Raw genomic sequence first — 366 nt, 5'->3', positions numbered from 1 at the left:
GAGGTCTTGTGCGCGATCTGCTCCAGCCACTTCCGGAGCTTGGAGGCTTGGTCGAGGGTCTGGGGGACTTTGATCTTGAAGCGAAGAACATCCGCAGAACGCTGCTGTGTCACGGATGTGCCAGCAGGCTGACAGGTTCGCGCATCGTTCACGCTTGAACCGCCGTTTTCTAGCAGAGTGCCGTCTTCCTGTTCTAGTCTTATCATTTGATTTTCCTAGGGTTTTCGCGTTTTCTCTGAAAAAGCCACAGCCCTCGCCAGGGGCAATGGCGCGTTAAAGTTGTTTCGATTTTGCAGGCGTTTCTTGAATTCCGGTCTCGGACTGTACCAATGGCGTGGCAATTTTGTCCGTGATCGTCTTGTCCTT

At 53.0% G+C, this 366-nt stretch carries 1 protein-coding gene; it reads right to left on the bottom strand.

The window, feature by feature from the left end:
- On the bottom strand, positions 1-206 hold a 206-nt coding region (locus tag CQ12_RS45740), incomplete at its 3' end, for a hypothetical protein (RefSeq protein ID WP_210180603.1).
- Positions 207-366: the final 160 nt, after the last annotated feature.

Source organism: Bradyrhizobium jicamae (assembly GCF_001440395.1).
Taxonomy (GTDB): domain Bacteria; phylum Pseudomonadota; class Alphaproteobacteria; order Rhizobiales; family Xanthobacteraceae; genus Bradyrhizobium; species Bradyrhizobium jicamae.
The sequence above is the reverse complement of the archived record's forward strand: the minus strand, read 5'-3'. Positions and strand labels throughout refer to the sequence as shown.